Here is a 2,694-nt window from a genome sequence, read left to right as displayed (position 1 = left end):
GGCCGCCGAGGTGGCCAGCAGCACCACACCCGCGGCCAGCGCGCCGCCGCCCACACCCGCGCGCGTGCGGTGCCGGCCGCCCGAGCCGGGCTCACACACCACGATCCACTCCAGGCCCGGTGTCGGCCGGCCGAGGCGATGCGCCCCGCCGCGCCGCCGACCGGCCCGGGCCCTGTCCCCGCTGGAATGCCTCACGTAAGACCGGAGCGGCCCGATCCGGTGTGGATTCCGGCGGGGACACCTGCTGTCCGATGGGGCAGCCAGGTCGGCCCGATCGGTCAGACCCGGTAGCCGAACTCCACGATCCGCCGGGCCGACTCCTGGTAGCTGGCCGGGTCGGCGGCGGCCAGCGTGCCCAGCCCGTCCACGTACCGGTTGTACATGCAGAACGCCGCCGCGATCAGCACCGTGTCGTGGATCTCCACGTCGGTCGCGCCCTCCGCCCGGGCGGCCTCGACCAGTGCCGGGGTGACCTTGCGGCCGTCCTGCTGCACGGCACCGGCGATGTGCAGCAGGGCGCGCAGCTTGGCCGACACCGGCGCGGTGTCCACGTCGGCGCGCACCCGGTCGACCACCGCCATGCCCTCGTCGAGTTGCGCGGCGGCGAACGCCGAATGCGACGCGCAGCAGAACTCGCACTCGTTGCGGCCCGACACGTAGGCGGCGATCAACTCCCGCTCGCCCGGGGTGAGCGAATGCGGCCCGCGCAGCAGGACCTCGGCCAACTCGTTGAGCGGCTTGGCGGTCTCCGGCCGGAACCGCATCGGCCCGGTGATACCCGGAAACTCCGCCTCGTCGACACCCAACTCGATGTGCGCCACAGTCGCCCCTCTCACTCGTCCGGTTACCCAGACGATTCAAACGATCTTGGCGCACCGGGGTCAAGCCGGAGTAGTGCTCAATCAGGGCAGGGGCACCCGCCAGGTGAGCCGGGTGCCGCCGGCGGTGCCGGGGCCGACCGAGAGCTCGCCGCCGCACTGGGTGGCCCGGTTCGCCAGGCCGAGCAGGCCGCTGCGGGCCACCTTCGCCGGCAGGCCGATCCCGTCGTCGAGCACGTCGAGGATCAGGTCCGGGCCGGCCTCGACCGTGACGATGATCGTGGCGGCCCGGGCGTGCCGCACGGCGTTGCTGACCCCCTCGCGCAGCACGGCGACCGCGTGCTCGCCGATCTCGGCCGGCACCAGGGTGTCCACCGCGCCGTTGATCCGCACCGACGGCGAGACCGACCCGGCACTCGCCTCGGCCACGGTGTCCAGCATCCGCCTGCGCAGGCTGATCCCCCGGTCGTCCGCGCTGGAGTGCAGGTCGAAGATCGACGTGCGGATCTCCCGCACCGTCTCGTCGAGTTGCTCGACCGCCCGGATCACCCGGCGGCGGGCCTCCGGGTCGTTGATCCGGCGCACCCCGCCCTGCAGGCTCATCCCGGTGGCGAAGAGCCGCTGGATCACATGGTCGTGCAGGTCTCCGGCGATCCGGTCCCGGTCGGCCAGCAGATCGAGCTGGCGCTGGGTGCGCTGCTTGTCGGCGACCTCCAGGGCCAGCGCGGTCTGGTCGGCGAACGAGGCCAGCACCGGCACCTGCTCCTCGGCGAACTGGGTGGCGCCCTTGGCGCGCAGGGCCAGCAGCAGCCCGTTGACCCGGTTCGCCGCGCCGAGCGGGACGGCCAGCGCCGGACCGTAGTTCTCCGGCTCGATGCCCAGACCGGTGGGCAGCGCGTGGGCCAGGTCCGGGATCAGCGTGGCGGTTCCGCTTTCCACCACGCCGGTGATGGCCGGCTCGCCGGCGGCGATGGTCGTCCCGATGAGCTCCTCGGCCTGCGCGCCGGCCGCCGCCCGGGTCACCAGCACCTCCCGGTTCTCGTCGGCCATCAGCATGACCAGCACGCAGTCCGATGTGGACAGTTCGCGGACCCGGGACACGATCAGCCGCAGCGCCTCGTCGCCGGAGGCGCCGTCCAGCAGCTGGGTGTTGATCTCGGCGGAGGCGCGCTGCCAGCGTTCCCGCAGCCGGGACTCCTCGAACAGCCGGGCGTTCTCGATGGCGACCCCGGCCGCGGCCGCCAGGGCCAGCAGCATCGCCTCGTCGTCGGCGGTGAACTCGGCCCCGTCCTGCTTCTCGGCCAGGTAGAGGTTGCCGAACACCTCCTCGCGCACGCGCACCGGCACCCCGAGAAAGCTCCGCATCGGCGGGTGGTTGGCCGGAAACCCGATCGAGGCCGGATGCTCGGTCAGATCGACCAGCCGGATCGAGTCCGGACGCTCGATCAGCAAGCCCAGCAGCCCCTTGCCCTCGGGCAGATGTCCCATCCGGGCCACCTGCTCCGGGTCGATGCCGACGTGCACGAACTTCGCCAGCCCGCCGTCCCTGCCCAGGACGCCCAGCGCGCCGTAGCGGGCGTCGACCAGCCTGGTGGCCATCTGCACGATCCGGTGCAGCGTGCCGTCCAGCTCCAGACCGGCGCCGACCGCGAGCACCGCGTCCAGCAGGCCCTGCACCCGGTCCCGGGTGCGGCCGATCTCGGCCAGCCGGTCCTGCACCTCGCCGAGCAGCTCGTCCAGCCGCAGCCCGGCCAGCGACGCGGTTGCCGGCAGCCGTTCCTCCGGGGTCATGATCCGGTGTCCGTGGTTCGCTCCAGCTCGGCGCGCAGCACCACGACCGGACACCGGCAGCGCCGGATCAGCGTGCGGCTCACCG

2 protein-coding genes are annotated in these 2,694 nt (G+C 73.2%); both read right to left on the bottom strand.

Annotation, left to right across the window (positions count from 1 at the left end; all coding sequences use genetic code 11):
* Positions 1 to 278: 278 nt before the first annotated feature.
* On the bottom strand, positions 279 to 821 hold the full coding sequence (locus tag VFO68_RS29700; RefSeq protein WP_325161718.1) for a carboxymuconolactone decarboxylase family protein: 543 nt from the start codon (positions 819 to 821) through the stop codon (positions 279 to 281).
* Positions 822 to 902: 81 nt separating this feature from the next.
* A complete protein-coding gene (locus VFO68_RS29695; RefSeq protein WP_325161719.1) occupies positions 903 to 2,609 on the bottom strand; it encodes a GAF domain-containing protein in 1,707 nt (568 codons plus the stop codon).
* Positions 2,610 to 2,694 lie beyond the last annotated feature (85 nt).

This window comes from Actinophytocola sp. (assembly GCF_035712165.1).
GTDB lineage: Bacteria > Actinomycetota > Actinomycetes > Mycobacteriales > Pseudonocardiaceae > DASYTH01.
The sequence above is the reverse complement of the archived record's forward strand: the minus strand, read 5'-3'. Positions and strand labels throughout refer to the sequence as shown.